Annotated in this window: 24 protein-coding genes; 3 read left to right on the top strand and 21 right to left on the bottom strand. The window is 57.5% G+C overall.

Annotated elements, in window-relative coordinates; translation table 11 throughout:
• Positions 1–8 precede the first annotated feature (8 nt).
• From WCX49_RS04060 to WCX49_RS04000, 13 genes are all read right to left on the bottom strand, one after another.
• The gene (locus WCX49_RS04060) at positions 9–542 is read right to left on the bottom strand and encodes a F0F1 ATP synthase subunit delta (protein WP_345986300.1); all 534 of its coding nucleotides are present in this window, start codon (positions 540–542) and stop codon (positions 9–11) included.
• Complete coding sequence (locus tag WCX49_RS04055; RefSeq protein ID WP_345986299.1) at positions 542–1,057, bottom strand: F0F1 ATP synthase subunit B; 516 nt, start codon at positions 1,055–1,057, stop codon at positions 542–544. The genes WCX49_RS04060 and WCX49_RS04055 overlap by 1 nt, the downstream gene beginning before the upstream one ends.
• 9 nt (positions 1,058–1,066) lie before the next feature.
• Entirely contained in the window at positions 1,067–1,489 is a 423-nt protein-coding gene (locus WCX49_RS04050; RefSeq protein WP_345986298.1) for a F0F1 ATP synthase subunit B', read from the bottom strand.
• A gap of 131 nt (positions 1,490–1,620) precedes the next feature.
• Positions 1,621–2,466, bottom strand: a complete 846-nt coding sequence (locus tag WCX49_RS04045; RefSeq protein WP_345986297.1) for a ParB/RepB/Spo0J family partition protein — start codon at positions 2,464–2,466, stop codon at positions 1,621–1,623.
• A gap of 9 nt (positions 2,467–2,475) precedes the next feature.
• The gene (locus WCX49_RS04040) at positions 2,476–3,258 is read right to left on the bottom strand and encodes an AAA family ATPase (RefSeq protein WP_345986296.1); all 783 of its coding nucleotides are present in this window, start codon (positions 3,256–3,258) and stop codon (positions 2,476–2,478) included.
• Positions 3,255–3,887, bottom strand: coding sequence for a biotin--[acetyl-CoA-carboxylase] ligase (locus WCX49_RS04035; protein WP_345986295.1), 633 nt, complete (start codon positions 3,885–3,887; stop codon positions 3,255–3,257). Before WCX49_RS04035 ends, WCX49_RS04040 begins: the two co-directional genes overlap by 4 nt.
• Complete coding sequence (gene fmt / locus WCX49_RS04030; protein WP_345986294.1) at positions 3,868–4,776, bottom strand: methionyl-tRNA formyltransferase; 909 nt, start codon at positions 4,774–4,776, stop codon at positions 3,868–3,870. Before fmt ends, WCX49_RS04035 begins: the two co-directional genes overlap by 20 nt.
• The gene (gene proB / locus WCX49_RS04025; protein WP_345986293.1) at positions 4,773–5,543 is read right to left on the bottom strand and encodes a glutamate 5-kinase; all 771 of its coding nucleotides are present in this window, start codon (positions 5,541–5,543) and stop codon (positions 4,773–4,775) included. Before proB ends, fmt begins: the two co-directional genes overlap by 4 nt.
• Positions 5,540–6,640, bottom strand: coding sequence for a GTPase ObgE (gene obgE / locus WCX49_RS04020; protein ID WP_345986292.1), 1,101 nt, complete (start codon positions 6,638–6,640; stop codon positions 5,540–5,542). Before obgE ends, proB begins: the two co-directional genes overlap by 4 nt.
• Positions 6,641–6,769: 129 nt before the next feature.
• Positions 6,770–7,027, bottom strand: coding sequence for a 50S ribosomal protein L27 (gene rpmA, locus WCX49_RS04015; RefSeq protein WP_345986291.1), 258 nt, complete (start codon positions 7,025–7,027; stop codon positions 6,770–6,772).
• A gap of 17 nt (positions 7,028–7,044) precedes the next feature.
• The gene (rplU, locus tag WCX49_RS04010; protein ID WP_231020522.1) at positions 7,045–7,353 is read right to left on the bottom strand and encodes a 50S ribosomal protein L21; all 309 of its coding nucleotides are present in this window, start codon (positions 7,351–7,353) and stop codon (positions 7,045–7,047) included.
• A gap of 225 nt (positions 7,354–7,578) precedes the next feature.
• Positions 7,579–7,953 (bottom strand): RidA family protein, encoded by a 375-nt coding sequence (locus tag WCX49_RS04005; RefSeq protein WP_345986290.1) that lies wholly within the window; start codon positions 7,951–7,953, stop codon positions 7,579–7,581.
• Complete coding sequence (locus WCX49_RS04000) at positions 7,953–8,345, bottom strand: thioredoxin family protein (RefSeq protein WP_345986289.1); 393 nt, start codon at positions 8,343–8,345, stop codon at positions 7,953–7,955. Before WCX49_RS04000 ends, WCX49_RS04005 begins: the two co-directional genes overlap by 1 nt.
• Positions 8,346–8,450: 105 nt before the next feature.
• Here WCX49_RS04000 and WCX49_RS03995 point away from each other — a divergent pair, with 105 nt between their 5' ends.
• Both WCX49_RS03995 and WCX49_RS03990 read left to right on the top strand, forming a co-directional pair.
• Entirely contained in the window at positions 8,451–9,641 is a 1,191-nt protein-coding gene (locus tag WCX49_RS03995) for an amidohydrolase (protein ID WP_345986288.1), read from the top strand.
• On the top strand, positions 9,634–11,082 hold the full coding sequence (locus tag WCX49_RS03990; protein ID WP_345986287.1) for an ATP-binding protein: 1,449 nt from the start codon (positions 9,634–9,636) through the stop codon (positions 11,080–11,082). The genes WCX49_RS03995 and WCX49_RS03990 overlap by 8 nt, the downstream gene beginning before the upstream one ends.
• On the opposite strand, the gene dapE is transcribed toward WCX49_RS03990, so the two are convergent.
• The 8 genes from dapE to WCX49_RS03950 all read right to left on the bottom strand — a co-directional run bounded on the left by dapE (position 11,076) and on the right by WCX49_RS03950 (position 18,757).
• Positions 11,076–12,170: a succinyl-diaminopimelate desuccinylase gene (dapE, locus tag WCX49_RS03985; RefSeq protein WP_345986286.1), complete on the bottom strand. Its 1,095-nt coding sequence runs from the start codon at positions 12,168–12,170 to the stop codon at positions 11,076–11,078. The genes WCX49_RS03990 and dapE overlap by 7 nt on opposite strands.
• A 2-nt stretch (positions 12,171–12,172) precedes the next feature.
• Entirely contained in the window at positions 12,173–12,514 is a 342-nt protein-coding gene (locus WCX49_RS03980) for a hypothetical protein (protein WP_345986285.1), read from the bottom strand.
• 68 nt (positions 12,515–12,582) lie between these two features.
• Entirely contained in the window at positions 12,583–12,807 is a 225-nt protein-coding gene (locus WCX49_RS03975) for a hypothetical protein (protein ID WP_345986284.1), read from the bottom strand.
• 14 nt (positions 12,808–12,821) lie between these two features.
• On the bottom strand, positions 12,822–15,896 hold the full coding sequence (locus tag WCX49_RS03970; RefSeq protein WP_345986283.1) for an HNH endonuclease: 3,075 nt from the start codon (positions 15,894–15,896) through the stop codon (positions 12,822–12,824).
• A gap of 124 nt (positions 15,897–16,020) precedes the next feature.
• On the bottom strand, positions 16,021–16,605 hold the full coding sequence (locus tag WCX49_RS03965) for a DUF302 domain-containing protein (protein WP_345986282.1): 585 nt from the start codon (positions 16,603–16,605) through the stop codon (positions 16,021–16,023).
• Between the two features lie 111 nt (positions 16,606–16,716).
• Positions 16,717–17,100, bottom strand: a complete 384-nt coding sequence (locus WCX49_RS03960; protein WP_345986281.1) for a hotdog domain-containing protein — start codon at positions 17,098–17,100, stop codon at positions 16,717–16,719.
• On the bottom strand, positions 17,097–17,960 hold the full coding sequence (cmoB, locus tag WCX49_RS03955) for a tRNA 5-methoxyuridine(34)/uridine 5-oxyacetic acid(34) synthase CmoB (RefSeq protein WP_345986782.1): 864 nt from the start codon (positions 17,958–17,960) through the stop codon (positions 17,097–17,099). The genes WCX49_RS03960 and cmoB overlap by 4 nt, the downstream gene beginning before the upstream one ends.
• Positions 17,961–18,010: 50 nt before the next feature.
• Positions 18,011–18,757 carry a DUF2231 domain-containing protein gene (locus WCX49_RS03950; RefSeq protein WP_345986280.1) on the bottom strand — a complete coding sequence of 249 codons (747 nt, stop codon included), beginning with the start codon at positions 18,755–18,757 and terminating at the stop codon, positions 18,011–18,013.
• 67 nt (positions 18,758–18,824) lie between these two features.
• On the opposite strand from WCX49_RS03950, the gene WCX49_RS03945 reads away from it, so the two are divergent.
• Complete coding sequence (locus tag WCX49_RS03945) at positions 18,825–19,730, top strand: cation diffusion facilitator family transporter (RefSeq protein WP_345986279.1); 906 nt, start codon at positions 18,825–18,827, stop codon at positions 19,728–19,730.
• Positions 19,731–19,797: the final 67 nt, after the last annotated feature.

Raw genomic sequence — 19,797 nt, 5'->3', positions numbered from 1 at the left:
TTCCAAGATCAAATTGCTTTTAAGATGTGCTCAACGAGTTGAGCGTTCATGCGGCTCTTCGAGAGGCTGACTTCGACACCGAGGTCCTCCACTTCGACTTTGATACCGTCATAATCCGACGCGACGAAAGCGAGCGTGATCGTCGCATCCATCTTTTTACCAAGGTCGCTGCTCAGTGCGGCGAGTGTCGATGCTTCGACGGCCGTGTTGCTGTAGACCTTGCCTTCATAAGTTCTGTTCATCCCTGCCAGTGTCAGGCGGAGTGACTCGGCAATTGCCGGGATAATCGCCAGGCGCTTCTTCTCAACCAGGAGTTTGACCAGGTTGTTGACAGCATCACTGTTTGCGCCGGCGACGATCGCGAGCAGGAGTTCCTGTTTCGCGGTGTCGGCGACATTGGGGTCATTGATGATATCGGCAAACGCCTTCTCGCCGAAGGCCTCCGCGAGTGCATCAAACAGTGTTTTCGTATTGGCCAGTGCCTCGGCATCCATCAGGGAAGTCAGGGCTTTTACATAACGTTGTGCGATCATCGCTTCCATTACGCCACCTTCTTCACAATGATGTCAGCCATCTTCTCTTTGTCGAGGGAGGCTGTGCTCTGTGCTGTCACATCTGAAAGGACGGTTTCAACGACACTGCGCACCATCTGGCGCTCCGCGAGGCTCTCTTTGTCTTTCATCTGTTTTTCGAGAACGGCGATCTCGTTCGCAGACTGGGCTTCAATCTGCTTCTTGAGAACGTCTTTCTCTTTTTCCGTTGTCGCAGCCAGTTCGCTCGCAAAGGTCTTCGCCTCTTCGACACGGGCTTCCGCAGCGACTTTTTCCGCTTCGGAGGCACGCAGTTTGTCCTGAATGCTGTTCAGACGGTCGGCGATTTCACCGGCACGGCCGGTAAAGAAACCTTTGACCGGCTTCGCCAGCAAATACCACAGGATCCCGGCGAAGATCAGGAAGTTGACCGTACGCGGAAGGATATCTGTCGCACCGTGCTCGGCACCGGACGAAGCGAAGAGCGATGCTGAAACGAACAGGGTCATAACCAACAGTTTTTTCATCATGTCTCCTTATATCTTGCTGATCTTGGCGTTAACAGCCTCGACGTAAGCCGGGACCTCAGCAGAAAGCGCATTCCGGAGGTTCTCGCGCTCTGTCGCAAGTTCCGCCTCAAAGGCTTCATAAGCTTTGGCCAGCTCAGCACGCTTGGCACCGATGGCGGCTTCCGCCGCATTTTTTGCATCCGCAATCACTTTTTCCCGTTCCCCAGCCGCTTGCAAACGTGCTTCGCTGATAATGGAGTCCGCGGTTTCGTTCAGAGCGCTGACTTCGGCGTCGTTAGAGCCGATAGCTGTCAGATCGTTCTGAATGTCTTGGTCGCGTTTTTCCATGAAAGCAAAGAGAGGTTTGTAGAGCATACCGTTTAGAACGGCGATAAGGATAAGGAAGACAACAGCTGTACTGATGAGCAGCAGTGGACTAATATCTAACATATCACCTCCTAAAAGTTGCGTGATTATACAATTTATAAATTAAAAACCCTGTTAAGTTGGGAGGGGAAAAAGCGAAAAAGGAGAAAAATTACAAAGGGGGGAAATTTTTTGGTTACAAAATAATGCAGCGGTCAGCCGAGGATGTCCAGAAAACGGGCAACCTCCTGCTCATCGCGGAAGGTAATGGTGATTTTGTTCGTGCCGGCGGCCACGGCAAAGCCGCCGTCCGAGAGTGCGCTCCGTACGGCCCCGAGGTCGTATTCCGGAGCTTTCGGCTTCTCCAGGGTTTCCGTTTCGCCGCGGCTCTTCATCCGTTTGACCATCTGCTCGGTTTCGCGGACGCTCAGTTTCTGGCCGTGGATGGAATCGACCATCACCTTCTGCTCTTTATCCGTCAGCCCGACCATGACCTTGGCATGCCCGGCGCTGATCGTACTGTCGATCAACGAGGAGAGGGTTTTCTTGGAGAGCTGCAGAAGACGGAGAGTATTGGTAATATGGCTGCGGCTCTTGTGTACCACCGATGAGAGCTCCTCCTGGGTGAGACCGTGCAGGTTGATCAGCTCTTCGTAAGCCTGTGCCAGTTCGACGACATTGAGCTGTTCGCGCTGGATATTCTCGATGAGGGCATGCTGGCGCATCTGCGCTTCGTCCAGGGAAGCGATGACCGCACGGATCGTTTTAATCTTCGCCAGCTTGCTCGCACGCCAGCGGCGCTCGCCGGCGACGAGGATGTAGCCGTCGACGTCCTCGACCAGGACAATGGGCTGGATCAGGCCGTGGGTCTTGATAGAAGCGGCCAGTTCACTCAGCGCTTTTTCATCGAAATGTTTGCGCGGCTGGAAAGGGTTGGGACGGATTTGAGAGACGGGAACTTCTACGACCTGGGCATTTTTCGGAATTTCGTGGTCATAGGCCTCTTCGATTTCACCGAGGAGTTCACCCAGTCCGCGTCCGAGGGATTTCGTTTTTGCCATACCCATCCGTTACGCCAGGATCGCCTGGGCAAGGTTCTGGTAGGCCACGGAACCGCTGGAGCGTCCGTCGTACAACACGGCCGGTTTCCCGAAACTCGGGCTCTCCGCCAGTTTGACGTTGCGCGGGATCACGATGCAGTCGTCCGTCTCATCGGTAAAGAGTTTCTCTTTGAAGTGCTGGCGCAGATCCGCCAGTACCTGTTTGGAGAGGTTGTTCTGCGAACTGTACATCGTCGGCAGGAACCCTTTGATGGCCAGGGACGGATTGATCGTTTTACGGATCAGTCGCACGGTATTGAGCAGCTGCGCCAGACCTTCCAGGGCGAAAAATTCGCACTGGATCGGGATGATAACGGAGTTCGATGCGCTCAGGGCATTGATCGTCATCGGCCCCAGGGCCGGCGGCGAATCGATGATGACGTAGTCATAATGCTCTTTGACCTGCGCGATCGCTTTTTTCATGATCAGCTCGCGCCCTTTGCTCTGGCTGGAGTCGTAGTACTCTTTTTCCACCCCGACCAGGCCGATGTTCGACGGTGCAAGGTCCAGCATCGGCAGTTCGGTCGTCAGGATGATGTCCCCGAGCTTTTTCGCCCCGATCAGCACATGGTAGATATTGAACTCGTAGTCGTTACGGGTATATCCCAGCGATGTCGTGGCGTTGGCCTGCGGATCGGCATCGATCAGCAGCACCTTTTTGCCTTCAACGGCAAGGGATGCCGCGAGATTTACTGCAGTCGTCGTCTTGCCTACCCCGCCTTTTTGATTGGCGATTACAATTACTTCACTCATCGCTGGCTGTATATCCTTTGCCCGTCACACATAACCGATCCATCGTCGCACAACACCGCGTTTTCTAAGGAAAAGTTATGATGATTATTATGCGTTTGGAACCGTCTGCTTTTGTCAAATTCTAGCGCGTATAGTCTGAAGATTTCCTTCCATTTCGGAAATCCTTCCACCCTTGAAAAATAATCATTTAATAACATTTCTCGTGAAACATCGATATCAAGGACGCCGAAACCCTCGGGGGCATTTTTCAGGTTGAGCCCGATGCCGCACACCAGGGTATTTTGCCGCATTGTCGTGATCGTTCCGCCGATTTTCTGTTCGCCGATGTAAAAATCGTTCGGCCATTTCAGCCACACTTCCGACCCTGCATCTTCAAGGGCCATTTTGAGCAGAAAAGCGAAATAGATGGAGGAGGATTCAAGCTGCAGATCCGGGGGCAGTGCGCTGCGCGCCACGGCAAATGAGAAGAAGAGGTTCCCTTCCAACCCCGTCCAGCTGTTCCCCCGGCTTCCGCGTCCTGCGTCCTGGAGATCCGCGACCACCGCCAAAGGGGGCGTCTCCCCCGCTTTCAGGGCATCAATGAGGTAGCGCTGGGTCGAATCGACCTGCTCAAGCCAGCGTATCGTCAAGACCGAGCCGTTTTCCGTTGAGGTAATCGTTCACCGCCATCGCCTTTTTGGAGGGCGGCTGAACCGTTTCGACCCAGAGTGCACCGTTGCTGCAGCCTACTTTCACCCGCGTTTTCTCGACGGCAAGAATACGACCGGGGGTGTTTGTCCCCGTTGGTTCCGCCAGCGTCATCTTCGTCAGTTTCAGGCCGCTTTCCAGGTAGACCCCCGGCCAGGGGGTGAAGGCGCGGTACTTGTTGTAGAGCGTCACGGCGTCGTCAAAGATCACTTCGCCGTCAGCCTTGCTGATCTTCTTGCAGAGGCTCGCCTCGGCATCATTCTGCGCTACCGGCGTCAGTGTCGGATAGGCCCGCAGCACTTCCGGCGTCATCTTGGCAGCGAGGTCGGTCAGGCGTTCAAAAAGAGTGCCGACCGTTTCATCATCACCGATCGTTATCCGTTCGATTGTGAGAATAGGCCCGGTATCAAGCCCCTCCTCCATCAACATCGCCGTCACACCGGTCTCTTTATCGCCGTTCAGCAGGCTCTGCTGGATGGGGCTCGCGCCGCGGTACTGCGGCAAAATAGAGGCGTGCAGGTTCATACAGGGGGCGTGATCGAGCACGGCTTTGGGCAGAATCTGCCCGTAGGCGGCGACGACGATATAGTCGCAGGGGATCGTCCGCAGTGTCTCAACGGTCTGTGCCTCGCGGAGACGCTCAGGCTGGTAGACCGGGATGCCCGCTTCAAGTGCGACGGTTTTTACCGGCGGCGGCGTCATCACTTTTTTCCGCCCGACCGGTTTGTCCGGCTGGGTGTAGGCCGCGACGACCTCGATATCACTCTGCGCGATCAGTGTTTCCAGTATCCGGGAGGCATAATCCGGCGTCCCCATAAAGATCACTTTCATGCGGCACTCTCAGGTGTGAAGAGCGTGCCGCCGCTCTGCTTATCATTCAGAAGGAAGTTCTCAACATCCTCTAGGTCAAACCCGCTGGCCAGGAACATGCTGCGGCCGCGTTCAAGGAGGAAATGCGCCGCTTTAAGCTTGGTAACGATGCCCCCCGTGGCAAAGCTGTTGTGCGGTGTCACCTCTTTGGAGAGCTCCTCCGCCTTGATAGCGTGTACGAGCGGGCGGACGCAGGCATCGTCATGGCAGTGCGGGTCCTTGTCGTAATAGGCGTTGATATCGGAGAGGATCACCAGCAGGTCGGCGTTGAAATGGTATGCCGTATAGGCGGAAAGCTGGTCATTGTCGCCCAGGACCAGCTCTTCGACGGCGGTGGCGTCGTTCTCGTTGATGATCGGCAGCACCCCGTTCCCAATGAGAGTATCGATGGTATTGCGGGCCTTTTCCGCCTGGCTCTCCGTGTAGAAGTTCGCCGCCGTCACCAGGACCTGCGCCGGCAGGATGCCGTGCTTTTCGAACTTCTTCTTGTAGCGGTTCATCAGCAGCGGCTGCCCGATGGAGGCGAGGGCCTGCTTGTTCGCCAGGACGCTTTTATCGAGCTTGAGCTCCGTATAGCCCGCCGCGACGGCGCCGCTGGAAACGAGGATCACTTCGTAGCGTGCTTTGAGGCGGGCGATCAGGTTGACCAGGTTCTGCATCCGGTCGCGGGCAATGCGGTTGTTCTCTGTCAGGACGGCGCTGCCGACCTTGAGGACGATGCGTTTCAAGCTTGCTCCATTCCTATCAGGGTATGCAGCGCAAAATTGAGCGGTTTGATATTTTCATGGGCAACGGAGGAGATGGCTGCCATGAAGAACGGTTTCTCGCGGTCAAATTGCTGCGTCTCGTCGGAGAGGTCCTGCTCGTAAAACGGCAGGGCGTCATCGAAACCGAAACGGCTGTGCTGTGACGGCTTGACGCCCACCAGCTTCATCATCTCGGCGATCTTCTCCTCGGCCTCCTCTTTGGAGAGGGCGTCGACGCGGGTCAGCGCGATCGCGAAAGCGCGCGTGGCGAGCAGTTCGCTGAACCGCTCCAGCTCCTGCTGCAGCGTCTCGTACTGGTAGGTCATCGTCATATACGATGCCAGGTCGATCATGAAAAGCAGCGTCTTCGTCCGCTCGATATGGCGCAGGAACTGCAGCCCAAGGCCGCGCCCTTCGCTGGCGCCGTCGATGATCCCCGGGATATCCGCCATGACGAACGACTCGAAATCGCTGACGCGGACCTGTCCCAGTTTCGGTGTCAAAGTCGTAAATTCGTAGTTGGCGATCTCCGGCGTCGCATTGGAGACGGTCGAAATAAGCGTCGATTTCCCGACATTGGGGAAGCCGACGAGACCGACGTCCGCGATCAGTTTCAGCTCCAGACGGACCCGGCGGGTCTCACCGGGTTCGCCCGGCTGCGCATAGGTCGGGCGCTGGTTCGTCGAGGATTTGAAGTGGGTATTGCCCAGGCCGCCCTTGCCGCCCTGCAGCAGCTGCTGCTCCTGGCCCTCATGGACAAGGTCCATCAGCAGCTCGCCGCTCTCGGCATCGAACACCTGGGTGCCCGGCGGCACGATCACGAAGAGCTTCGGTGCCGACTTGCCCGTCATGTTGGAGCCAAGCCCCGGGCGGCCGTTTTCCGCCACGAGCTTATGCTTGCCGTGGTAGTGCGCCAGGGTATGGGTATTGTTGTCGACGCGGAACCAGACGTCCCCGCCCCGTCCGCCGTCACCGCCGTTCGGACCGCCGTTGGTCACAAATTTCTCGCGGCGGAACGCCACACAGCCTGCGCCGCCTTTTCCCGATGATAATTCCAATTCGATCTGATCGACAAACATACATTAAATCCTTGTAGGGCTTCACTCAACAGAAGACTTGGACATCCGTTTTAGAAGTATACTGTTAAATAAAGGTGAATAGATGAAAGCGGCCCTGCCGAAGCAGCGCCTGATTTAGGGGTAGAGAGCTTAGGAAGCCGGTACGATAGAGACCTGCTTGCGGGTCTTGTCTTTGCGCTCGAACTGAACGATGCCGTCAACCAGTGCGTACAGCGTGTGGTCTTTACCCATGCCGATGTTCTGACCCGGGTGTACTTTCGTACCACGCTGGCGAACGATGATGTTTCCGGCTTTGACAGTTTCGCCGCCGTACTTTTTCACACCAAGTCTACGTCCCGCGGAATCGCGGTTATTCTGTGTACTACCTTGACCTTTCTTGTGTGCCATATCGAACTCCTCCTAGATTACGCCGCGATCTTCGTGATGCGAACGCGTGTGAAGCTGCGGCGGAAACCGCGCTTGAGTTTGCTGTCCTTACGACGGCGCTTTTTGTAGATCGTGACTTTCTTGTCGCGGCCTTCGTTGATGACTTCTGCAGTTACAACCGCACCGTCAACAAAAGGAGCACCGACTTTCAGCTCACCGGCATTGACCGCGAGTACTTCTTTGATCTCGAGCGTTGCTTTCGGCTCAAGGCTCATTTTGTCAAGCAGGAGGATATCGCCCTCTTCTACTTTATACTGCTTGCCACCGTTTTTGATGATTGCGTACATAGCATTTCCTTGTAATGTATAGAAAAGAATCTCTACTTAAAGACTCAGAGTGTATCCGACCCATCAAAACGTGACAATCAGTTCGATCAGGCCTTTTAGCGCCTGGATGGAGGAGAGCCATCAGCGACACGCATGCCGCTGTTTCAGCGCAATCCTCTGGTTACACTCTCAGTCTTCAAGAGAGGTCCCTGTTCTTTTAGTGGGCGAATTATAGCCAAAAAGGCTTTAATCCGCAAGGGCGATCGCGTCAATCTCCACCAGGGCGTTTTTGGGCAGTGTTTTGACCGCTACCGTCGAACGTGCCGGTTTATGGTCGCCGAAGGCTTCGGCATAGAGGGCGTTAACGGTCGCGAAATCGTCCATGTTATCGAGGAAGATCGTCGTCTTGATCACTTTGTCCAGCCCGCTTCCCGCCGCTTCAAGGACTGCCGTCAGGTTTGAAAGCACCTGTTTCGTCTGAACCGTAATGTCGTTTTCACACATCTCGCCCGCCGGGGTCAGTGCGATCTGCCCGGAGGTGTAGACCATCCCGTTTACCTTCACCGCCTGAGAATAGGGTCCTATCGCCGCCGGGGCGTCTGCTGTCTGCACGTACTGCATTATTTTCGTTTCCTTTCCACATCGTCGAGTATGGACATAAAATCCTCTATGTTCCAGTAGCCCGGCATTTTAACCAAAACCCTCTCATCGGCACTTAAAAAATAGTGCATGGGGATCATCGGCGCCTTGAATTTGGCGGGATAAGCGCCGCTGTCACGCTCGACCTCCACGCCGACGGCCAGCGCCGCCAGACGCTCCCGGACCGCTTTGTCTTTGAGCGTCGTCCGTTTGAAGCGTTTGCACCAGCGGCAGCCGGGCGCGGTGATAAGGAGGTAGACGATCTTCCCCTCCTGCGCCGCGATCTGCCTGGCCGTGTCGTAATCCTTGGCCCACTCCGCCGGTGCCGCCGTCAACAGTGCCGTGAAAAAAATAAGTATCAGTGCATACCGCATAAGTCCCCTCGTGTCGGTTCATTTTAGCATAAGTGAGGACTGCCGCATCAAAGATTGCTTTCAATCGGAGTGCACTATAATCAAACCACATAGGTGAGGTGATGTATGGAAACAGATCATACCGTGCTGTTCGAAACGATTGACACTATCCAGGAGCGGATCGTGACCCTGCGGCATGAACTGCATGCCCATCCCGAACTCTCCGGGGCGGAAGCGCAGACGACCCTGATGCTCAAAGGTATTCTCGAAGCGGAGGGAATAAGGGTCCGCTCTTTCGAAGAGCACTACGGCCTGATCGCGGAGATCATCGTCGACGAAAATGCCCCCTTTGTCGCCCTGCGCGCCGACATTGACGCCCTCCCGATCGAGGAGCGCACCGAACGCGACTATGCCTCGCAGGCACCGGGCATCATGCACGCCTGCGGGCACGATGCCCATACCGCCGTCCTGCTCGGAGCCGCCCTGGCCCTCAAACGCATTGAAGGCGAGCTCCGCCGGAATCTCCGTTTCATCTTCCAGCCGGCCGAGGAGATCACCGAAGGGGGAAGCTCCCAGATGATCGAGCACGGGGCACTGGAGGGGGTCAAGGCCATCTTCGGCCTGCACGCCTACCCCTATCTGCCGACCGGGCAGATCGGTTACAAGTACGGGGTGATGCTCGCCTCCGCCGACACCTTCGAGATCGAGATCTTCGGCAAAAGCGCGCACGGGGCACGCCCCCACGAGGGGGTGGACGCCATCCTCGTCATGTCGATGGCGGTGAACTCCCTCAACCATATCGTCTCGCGCCGGATCGACCCGCTCCACCCCGCCGTCATCTCGCTGGGGACCGTCGAAGGCGGCAGGGCCCCCAACGTCATCTGCGACCACGTCAAGGTGTGCGGGACGGTGCGGACCGTCAACCACGACGTGCGCCACGCCATCCCCGGGATGATGGAGGTCTCCATCAAAGGGATCTGCGACTCCATGCACGCGACGTATGACTTTGCCTACCGTTTCGGTTCCCCCGAGGTCACGAACGACGACGCCATGGTCGACATCGTACGGCGCGCCGCAGCAACCGTCCTGGGTGAACCGAACGTCATCGACCTCGCCGACCCGGTCATGGGCGGCGAGGACTTCGGGCGCTACCTCGAGATCGTCCCGGGCGCCTTTTTCCGCCTGGGGACCTGCGACCCGGACAAGGGGACCTGCGTTCCGCAGCACAATGCCCGCTTCGACGTCGATGACGACGCCCTGCGCTACGGCATGAAAATCATGGCGCTTGCCGCCCTGGAGGCGATGGAAGATGCGTGACCTCATCGAAATCCGCCTCACCAGCAGGACCCACTTTTCGCTTCTACGCTACACCTGCAAGCACCTGCGGCAGCTGCTGCCGCTGCACCGCCCCGAGCAGCTCTCCGAGGCGATCGACCAGCTGCTGGAAAACGTCGTCGAACATGCCTACATCAAGATAGAGAACATGGACGTCACGGTCCGTTTCACCATCACCCCCCGCCAGCTGCAGATCGACGTCGAGGACAGCGGGCTTCCGTTTGATTTCACCCCGTTCATGAGCGAGGCGGTCGACCGTTCGGCGGCGCACGAAAAGGGGTTTTACCGCATCTACGATCTTGTCGACCGCTTCTGGTTCACCATGCTCGAGAACAAGGGAAAACGTTTCAGCGTCATCCAGGCCTTCGAGCACAGCTATGACATCCGTACCGGGAAGACCTCCACCGTCCTGCCCGACAAGCAGACCATCCTTGAGCGGCTGGATGTCCGACGTTTCGAAGCGTCCGACGCCGAGGGGATCGCGCAGCTCATCTACAAGAACTACCACTACACCTATTACAAGAGTCAGTTTTACGATCCCGTCAAGATCCGCCAGCTCAACGAGGACCGCGAAGTCGTCTCCATCGTCGCCGTCTACGGGGTCCGCGTCGTCGGGCACTTCGCCCTGGTCCTCTCCCGCCACGCCGAGATCGCCGAGATCGCCATTGCCGCCGTCGATCCCGAGTTCAAGAAGATGGGAATCATGAACCGGATGTTCGATACGATCATCGCCACCGCCGCGCAGATGCACCTCAACGCCATCTACGGCGAGGCCCTGATGCTGCACCCCTACAGCCAGAAGGCCAACCTCTCCCACGGGATGTGCGAAACGGCGATCGTGCTCGGCGAGGTCCCTTCACAGACGGAGATCGAACGCCAGATCAAGGCATCCCTGCGCAGCGGGGCGATGATCAGTTTTCTCGTCTTTGACACCCATAAGCGCTACCGCTTCCTGCCCGGCCGCTATGCGGAGCAGATCGAGGCCGCCTACCACTGTGCCAAGGTCGAAGCCTCCGTCAGCCGCCCGGCCAACCCCAACCGGCAGGTCCTCACCCACCACTTCAACCCCCACATCAATGTCGGCTTCATCATCATCGAGGGGCTGCCCGACCCCGAAGCACTGGATGAGCTGATCGACCTGATGCACACCGACCACTGTGAAATGGTCTACGCTGATCTCAACCTGCACCACATCGAGGAGATCGACGAGGTCGTCACTATGCTGAACCGCCGCCACTTCTTCTACAGCGGGGTCTTCTTCAGTTTCTACCATAATGAGGATTATGTGCGACTGCAGCGTAAAAACAGCCGCTTTGTCGACGAAGAGCAGCTGGTGTGCTACTCACAGAACGCCAAAAGGCTGCTGGAGTATATCCAGGAGGATGAAGCGAGGGTGACCTCCGCGGAACCGGAGGCTCAGTAGGTGGCGATCACCTGCTTGAAGACGTCGCAGAGCCCGCGGACCTGCTCCGGCGTCGTGCATTCGTTCGGCGCGTGGATGGTGTCGTTGCGTACCCCGAACTCGATGACGTCGATACCGTATTCGGCGATAAAGCGCGCATCTGAGGTGCCGCCCGCCGTGGAGTGTTTGGGACGCAGGCCCGTGACCGATGCGATCGCCGCATCGATCGTCCGGACGATGTGGGTGTTCGCATCGGTCACAAAGGGCTTGGCGCTCTGGTCGAGGGTCAGGGTGTAATCCATCTCCTTGAAATAGTGGTGGACAAAAGCCTCGATGTCCTCCTTCGAGGTTTTCGTGGAGTTGCGGACATTGAACATCATCTTCAGCTTGCCCGGCGTCACGTTGGTCACCTCCATCCCCGCACGGATATCGGTCACGACAAACTGGCTGGGGCTGAAATATTCGTCCCCCTCGTCCAGGTTGACCCCTGCCATGTGGTGCAGCACCTGGGCGACTTTGTGGATTGGGTTCTTCGCCTTTTCGGGGTAGGCGGCATGCCCCTGTTTGCCCCGCTTTTCAATCACCCCGTTGATGGAGCCGCGGCGGCCGACCTTGATGGCGTCGCCGAAGCGCTCTTCGCAGGTCGGTTCGGCGACGATACAGGCATCGGGGAGCATCCCCTCCGCTTGCAGCCACCTGAGCAGCTCCACCGTACCGTGTTTCGCCGGCCCCTCCTCGTCGGACGTGAGCAGCAAGGAGAGGGTGCCGCCGAAGCTCTCCGTCTCTTTGACCGCCTGCAGGAACGCCGAGACGCCGGCTTTCATATCCTGCGCGCCGCGGCCGTAGATCTTGCCCTCTTTTTCGACGGCCGTATAGGGGTCGGTCTCCCACCCCTCCCCGGCCGGGACGACGTCGACGTGCCCGGCGAAGCAGAGATGCTTCCCGCTGCCGAAACGCTTGTAGATAAAGAGGTTCTTCACCTCGTCCACGTCGATGCGCACGGCGGTATAGCCGTCGAGGTAGCCTTCGACGAAGTCAAGGATGCCGCCGTCGTCCGGCGTCTCGCTTTTGCGTTCGATCAGGTGTTTGAAGAGTTCAACGACGTCCAAACTCAGCCTTTCGGGTTCTCATAAAAGACATATTCGGTCGAATAGTCGCTGATTTCGAAATAGAGCTTCTTCTCGCCGCTGTCCACCTCATAGTTGAAGTTGCTGTCAAGTACGCCGTAGCTGTAGCGGTAGGGTCTCGGGGAACTGTCGTCGGTCCCCTTTGCCGTACTCATCTTGCCGATCTTGATAAAGCGCATCACGAGCTTGCCGCCGCTGTAGATATCGAGCACCCCGTTCGTCCCCGTCCAGTTCTGCAGCCCGTGGCCGAGCTTGTTCTGCGTCTCCTGGGTACAGCCGCCGAGCATCAGCAACGTGACGGTCAAAACAATCCATACTTTTTTCATCCTGGTCTCCTTCTCCGGCAAATCAATCACCGGATTATAACGTCTTCGTTTCAAGCGCCCCTTACGATTCAGCCGCGGGCGATGACCCGTGCCTGCATTATAAGCTTCTCCATCCCGTAGGGGTCCTCGACGTTGAAAAAGATCCCCTGTTCCGTGACCACGGCCGTCCCCGTGCCCCTTTCAACAGTCTCTTCGCCGTTGAAGTAGTCTTTGTTGCGGTACTCGATCGTGTAGCGCTCCCCCGCCGTCACCCTGAGGGCTTTGAGCTGCTCCTGCGAATGGGGTTTGAACATCGGTTGCCCTCCTGCTAGAAATCATCCATGTCGATGGAGGCTTTCCGCGGCGCTTCGGGTTCGCTCTCCGGTACGTCGACCGTGTTGATCTCCGGGACCTCCTCTTTGACGACCTGCACTCTGGCCAGCTGCTCCTCGACGTCAAGCTCCAGCCCGCTGGAGGTCATCACGAAGCCCTTGACAACGAGCTTGCCCTCATGGATCTCCCGGTGGTGGTCACGGCAGAGGGGGACAAGATTGTGGCGGTGGTTGACGGGCACGTGGCCGATAAACCCGCGGGCATCGGCACTGGACTGGTGCGCGATGTGGTGGACATCCTCCGCCTTCGCCCCGCAGATGACACAGGTGGTGACGTAGAGATCCTTGTTGTACTTGCTGGTGCGTTTTTTCACCAGCAGCTCCAGTTCGTCAAAGTCGTTGGAGAGCCGCTTGCGGATACGGTTCGCCGCCTCCAGGAACTCCGAATCCATGTGCAGCGAGCGGGCGAACTCCAGACCGTAGACGCTCGAACCGCTGCCCGACTGCAGCACCCGGTTAAAGACAAGCTTGTCTTTGAGCGCATCATACTCCACGCTCAGGTGCAGGTCGACGACATTCTCCAGCCGCCGCATCTCTTCCATGTTGGCCAGCTGGTGCAGGTGGGTAGCAAAGAGGAAGATGGAGCGCAGTTTCGCCAGCTTCATGATCGCGCTCGCGACGATGGCGACGCCGGAGAGTGTCTCCGTCCCGTGGGAGATCTCGTCGCCGAGGATCAGCGACCGTGTCCCGGCGCGGTTGAAGATGTTTTTGAGTTCCATCATCTCGACGGCGAAGGTGGAGAGCCCTTTTTGCAGGTTATCCCGGGAGACGATCCGTGTAAAGAGCGACTCGAAGAGCGAGAACTTCATCGACGACGCCGGCACGTAGAAACCGGCCTGTGCCATCAGCACGGCCAGCCCGACACTCTTCATCAGCGAGGATTTCCCGCTGGAGTTGATGCCGTAGAGCAGGACGCCGTTGACGTCATGACCGTCGTGCACGGCGGGATCGAGCATGACCGTTTCGGGATAGGGAAGGTCCATGTAGGCGCGGTTGCCCATGACAATGTCGTTGGGCACGTAGATCCCCTGCCGCTCCTGGATCTCGATGAGCGGGTGGCGCAGCGCCATGAGCTGCAGGAAGTTCTCGTCCTCATGGACGTCGACGATCGTCGGGCAGGCAAAGTTGTACTGCTGCGCCGCCCGCGCGGAGGCGACGGCGACGTCGAGGTCGGCCACGTAGCCGATAAGGCGCTCGAACAGAAGCGTATAGCGCCGCTCAAAGGTGCGCTGCAGGGCGATGAAGCGCTCCTTGACCAGGGCGATGATCTTGGCCTGGTTGCGCATAATTTTGTCGGAGAGCTGTTCGGTCAGTTCCGAGGTGATTTTGACGCTGTTGGTGAGCCGCTTGACGCTGAAGTCGCTGAAACAGACCGTCTCGCCGCCCAGGTCGACGCTGCCGGAGGCGAACTCCTTCTCAATCATCGCCCAGCGGGTGCGGCTCATGGAGATGTAGTGCCCCTCTTTGTCCAGGACACCCAGGGAGACGTAACCGCCGCTTCCGGCCGCCGCCCCCTGTTCGCCGAGCATCCGTTCCATCGCGTCCATGATGATCGCGAAGTGCTGCAGCATCCGGGCATTCTCGTCCACCAGTGCGTCCACCTGCACGTCGACGCCCCGGCGCAGAAAGTTGTCGTCGACCGTGCTGACGGTGAAACGGCGGGACACCTCCAGGTCGATGCTCTGCTCGATGTCGCGGATAAAGGTGTCGACCTCCTGCTCGCTGAAGGGGGTCTTGATGAGCTTGTGCCGTTTGACGAACTCCATCAGCTCCCGGATGCCGACGAGCGAGGCGTGGACATAGTTCATCTCGAAGGGGTGCAGGCGCGCCAGGGCGATCCGGCGGTGCAGGCGCTCGAGGTCATAGACCCCCCGAAGGGCATCCCCGAGCATCCGCACATGCGGCATTACCCGGTCGATCAGCCCGTAGCGGCGCTCCAGCTCGCTGCGCTCCTGGATGGGGTTGAGCAGGCGCTCCTTGAGCAGGCGCTTCCCGATCGCGGTGACGCTCTTGTCGACGAGTTTGAGCAGCGTCATGTCGCTGCGGTCTTTGGAGATGACGGCCAGCTGCTCCAGGGCATTGTTGCCCAGGTACATGTAGCGGGTGTTGTCGATCATCTTCGGGCGGGCGAGCTTCTGGATGATGTGGTAGTCGTGTTCGATGACGAAGTGTACCAGCGTCGCCAGCGCTTCGGAAACGAAGGGGTGGCGCTCCAGGTCGAGGTGTTCGATCGGCGACAGCAGGGACTGGATCTGGTAGACGTTTTCAAAGAGTTCGTTCTGGTAATCGATCTTCGGGCGTTCGTGGTTGACGCTGTAGGCGTAGTGCTCGCTGATCTCGAGGTAGCGGATCACCTCTTTCTGGTTCTCCACCCCCTCCAGAAAGGTCAATACCACCTCCGTCGTGCGGTAGATGTTGAGCAGGTTGAAAATCTCGTCCAGGGCATAGGTGGGGTCTTCGCTCGTGCCGTAGGTCTCGTAGAGCCAGGTTTTCCCCGTCGTCACGTCGATGGCCGCATAGCCGACGCTGTAGATATCTTTGTGGCGGTCGATCAGGAGGGAGACGATGTAGTTGTCGTCGTTATCGACGGTATGGTCGAAGTTCGTGCCCGGGGAGATGATCTGCCCGATGAAGCGGCTGAGCTTCGGCGGCACCCCCTTCTGGCGGATGACGATGATCGTGTAGCGCTGTTCCTGGATCAGGCGCCCCAGATAGCGCTCGAACGAGACGGAGGGCACACCGGCGAGAAAGGGGTTCTTGACGCTGTTTTCGGGGATGTTCTTGTTTTTCTTCGTCAGCTGGATATTGAGCAGTTCGGCCATCTCCTTGGCCTTGCCCACCTGCATGTCGTCATTGTTGACCTCGTAGACTTCGTAAAAAGTGCCGATCTCCATAAAGACGACCGTATCGCTGCCGTACTTCTCTTCGAAACGGCGCTGCAGGTCGAAATAGACCTCGGTCAGCAGGCGGTCTTTGCTGTTGAGAATCCCATCAATCTCGCTGTGTAGCACGACATAAAACCCTTGCGATAACGTTGTTTTTGTAAGGAAAGATTATAGCTAAAACGGCTTAGGGAGAGTTGGTTGTAGAGGGTGGCGGCGTGCCGCGGCACGCCCCCGTTGGAAGCGAGAGGTCTTAGAAGTCGCCGATAGCAGCGCGTGCCGGGATCTCGTCCATTGCTTTTTTGACGCTGAGTGCCATTTTAAGCATATCAGCCGGGAGCTCGTAACCACCGTGGATCGCAAGTGTCATGTCCATGCTGACCAGCCAGCGCTCACCGTTACCGTATTCAACCAGCATGATACGGCACGGCATGAAACCGCCGTAGTAGCGTGAATAGTTCAGGAAGACTTTCGCAATCGGAAGACTACACAGGGAGAAGATACGTGCGTGCTTAACTTCGGTCGGTGCCGCATCGTCTTTCGTGTACATTTTGATGTCGCCCGTGACGCGCATGTTGTACTCTTCTGCCAGTGATTTGATCGTCTCGGCGACATCGTCGTTCGCGATATCGTCTTTGACCAGCCACTCTTGCATCATCGCTCTTGCCGGGTCACCGTACTCAGTGACTTTCGTGAACATGTTGTCATAGGCATCCATTGCCTTGTCGTCCAGTTTGTACTGTTGCGTTACCGCGGTCCATCCCATGTGCATTGTCGAACAACCACTGATCATGAAGGTCATCATGATTGCAGCTACTGCTGTGATTACGTTTTTCAACTTACTACTCCTTGTAAACAATGTGATAAAATTGTACTATCAAAAAATTAAATAACTTAGAGGAAATCGAACTTTTTTGATTTTTTTATACAAAAACTGTGTAGAAACCGCTCAACCCAACACGTGTTTGGGCAGGACCACGGCTTTAAAATCCCCCGAAAACACTTCCGTTTCGCCGTAAAATGCATTTACCGTGATCTTATATTTTCTGCCGTCGCTTTCGATGCACCGCGCTTTAAACAGCAGGGTTTCCCCGACGCGCGTCGGGGCAAGAAAGCGGCAGCTGCTTCCCGCCAGAACGACATGCGGTTCATTCACGCAGGCCATGGCCGCGTAGTCGGCCGCGCCGAAAATAAAGCCGCCGTGCACCAGCCCCTGCTCGTCCGCCGCCATAACCGGTATCGTCTCCAGTTCAACCGCCGCATACCCTTCATTCAGGGCAATGACGGTGCCGCAGAGGCCCTTGTCTATTTTCAGGTGGGTGTTGAGCATCATCCTTTGGGCTCCTTTGTCAGTCGGACGTAGACCCGCTTGGGGGCGGGATACCCCTCGACGGTCTTGGAGGGGTCTTCGGGGTCGAGGAAATCTTCCAGGCTCTGCCCCTCGATCCACTCGGTTTTTCGCTGCTCTTCGGGGGTCGTCACGGAGGTCTCCAGCACTTCAAAGCCGGAGAATCCCGCCCGCAGGCACCAGTTACGCAGCGCGGGTATGGTGGGGACGAAGTAGATGTTGGGAATCTTGGAGTACGCCCCCGCCGGGCTCAGGCAGATCTCCTCCTCCCCGTCGATCATAAAGGTATCGAGGTAAACTTCGCCGCAGTTTTCCAGCCCCTTGTAAAGCTGTTTGAGCATCGCCACGGGATCGCTGCGGTGGTAGAGCACCCCCAGGCAGAAGATCGTATCGAACTTCTCTTCGTACTGCGGCAGATGTTCGACGCCGAGCAGTTCATAGACGATCTCCGTCTTCGCGAAATGGTTAATGAAATCGAACTGGGTCTTGTAAAGCGCCGAGGGGTCAAACCCAACCAGTTTCGCGGGCGCATCCTCCTGCATCCGAAAAAGGTAGTAGCCGTTGTTGCAGCCGATATCCGCAACCCGTTTCCCCTGCAGATTGAAGTGGGGACGGAGCAGGTTGTATTTCATAAAGCTCTGCCACTCGGTGTCGATGAAGAGCCCGAAGAGCTCGAACGGGCCTTTGCGCCACGGCATCAGCATACGCGCGACCTTTTCGATCTGAGTATGATCGACATCGGCCACCGTCGTCAGACGGACCGTATCCCCGTAGTTGCAGACCGTTTCGATCTCCGGGAGGGCTGCGAGGGCTTCACGCAGCGGGGCGATGTTTTTCCATCCCATCCACGCTTCGCGTTCGCGGCGGACGGCATCGAGGGGGGAAGACGTCACGCTCAAATGGTCCCGTTCGCCTCGGCTGACGGCGCGCTCTGCTCCTGCGGCGCCGCTTTGGTGGCGTTGTCGTCACTGAAGATCTTCTTCACCTTGGAGACGGCATCGGTTACCGCCTTGTCCATCTTCTCCCCGAAGCTCTCGCCGGCCTGCTGCTGCATCGCCGCGATCTGCGCCTTGAGGGTTTCGATCTCCGCGGCCTGTTCCGTGAGCGTTTCATTCATATCCGCCAACTCATCGCGCGCATCGGAGGCGGCTTCCTGCGCCTCCGTTACCGCCGCCACATTAACGCCGTAACGGTAGACGAGCTCGCCGCCGTCATAGCCTTGCTTGATCATAAAGCTGATGAACATGATGAGCGTCACGATCAGCGCCCCGCGGGCCCATTTCTGCGCTAGCAGCATCGCCACCAGTTTGAACGCCAGGGGAATGAGCAGCGCGTAGACGAGGTAGGTACCGAGCATCTTGTGCGCGCCCAGCGCTTCGCGTGCCTCATCGCCGAGCAGTTCGAAGGCTTCACTGCCGTCCGCTTTACCGGTGAAATAGGCCGCCACATAGAAGAGTACCGACAGCAGCAGCAGTCCGAGCGACGACAGGCTGAGCGCACGGCGCTTGAAACCGAGGTTTGCCAGCTCCAGGAGCAACACGATAATCGGCAGTACGAGTGCGAAATGGATGATGACCGGGTGCAGCATCACCGGCACCTCGAACGGCAGTGTCAGGGGGATTGAAATCTGGGGTAACTGCATGAAAACTCCTTGCTGACCTAGGCCCTTATGAGACGCATTTTAGCCATCTTTCGCTAAAATCGGCCTCATGCGTATCGAGAAAAAAGCGACTTTAATCTCCAGTACAACGGCGGGTATCCTCGTCCTCTTCAAGCTGGCCATCGGGATCATCAGCGGTTCGGTTGCCGTTTTGGCGTCCGCGATCGACTCCCTGCTGGACCTTTCGGTCTCCATCTTCAACTTTTTTGCCCTCCACCAGTCCGAGCGCAAACCGGACGAAAACTTCAACTTCGGCCTGGGCAAACTCGAAGCGGTCGCCTCGGTTATCGAAGGGACCATCATCTCCATCTCGGGGCTCTTCATCCTTTACAGCGCGATCGACAAGATCATCACGCCGCGGGCGATCGAATACATGGAGGCCTCGATGGGGGTCATGCTCTTCTCCATCATCCTCACCGGCGCCCTGGTCCTCTTTCTGAACCACGTCGCGAAAAAGAACAACAACCTCGTCATCCGTGCCGACGCGTTGCACTACAAGACCGACCTCTTCACCAACGGAGCAATCCTCCTCTCTTTGGGGATCATCCACTTCAGCGGGTTTGAGCTGATCGACCCGCTGCTGGGGATCGGCATCGCGATCTACATGATCTACTCCGCTTTCCCTATTCTCAAAGAGGGGCTGATGATGCTCCTCGACGTCTCCCTCACCAAAGAGGAGACGGCCCGCATCACGACGATGCTCAACCGGCTGCAGAGGATCAACGGCCACCACCATCTGCAGACACGGCGGGCGGGCAGCGACATCTTCGTCTCCGTCCACCTCGTCTTTGACGACGCGACTTCCCTGCTCGACGCCCACAAGGTCAGCGACCAGGTCGAGAGCATGATGCGGATGCTCTTTCCCAACGACCGGGTACACCCCTTCATCCACACCGATCCCTATGACGATTCGGACATCAACGAGATGGAAGTCGAACAGCTCTACGCCACCTAAACAGCCGGACAGCCCCTGCCGTTCGGTGTTGCTGAAAAAAGCGTTAGAATTACACTACATTACTTTT

The sequence above is a fragment of the Sulfurimonas sp. HSL-1656 genome (genome assembly GCF_039645585.1).
GTDB classification, from domain to species: Bacteria; Campylobacterota; Campylobacteria; order Campylobacterales; family Sulfurimonadaceae; genus Thiomicrolovo; species Thiomicrolovo subterrani.
The sequence above is the reverse complement of the archived record's forward strand: the minus strand, read 5'-3'. Positions and strand labels throughout refer to the sequence as shown.